Genomic DNA, 416 nt, shown 5'->3' with positions numbered 1-416 from the left:
ACGTGAGGCAGACCAGCGGTACCTACCATCAATGCCGCAGTAATGAAGAACACATCAACTTTACTACGCACACCTTCAGTGTATTCGGCAAAACCGAGTTCTGTCGAGAGCCCATCCAGTCGTTCAAGTAAGAACTGTCCGGAGCCGGGAACGCCATCGGCTATGGTGGCACCAAAACCCGTTTGAGGCAGTACATGACCGGTCATCATTAATGACAAGAATACCGCAGGCACAATGTAAGCGAACATCAATACAATATATTGTGCTACCTGAGTGTAGGTTATGCCTTTCATACCACCCAATACGGTATAAAAGAATACAATTATCGCACCAATGATAACACCTGTTGCGATGTCAACTTCCAGGAAGCGGGAGAATACGACACCAACACCTCGCATTTGCCCTGCAATGTAAGT

At 47.1% G+C, this 416-nt stretch carries 1 protein-coding gene; it reads right to left on the bottom strand.

The window, feature by feature from the left end; all coding sequences use genetic code 11:
- Positions 1-416: sodium:solute symporter family transporter (locus B2U97_RS01485; protein WP_414653835.1), on the bottom strand; the 416-nt coding region annotated here is incomplete at both ends.

Origin of the sequence: Idiomarina sp. UBA3176, from assembly GCF_002364295.1 — a bacterium.
Taxonomy (GTDB): domain Bacteria; phylum Pseudomonadota; class Gammaproteobacteria; order Enterobacterales; family Alteromonadaceae; genus Idiomarina; species Idiomarina loihiensis.
The sequence above is the reverse complement of the archived record's forward strand: the minus strand, read 5'-3'. Positions and strand labels throughout refer to the sequence as shown.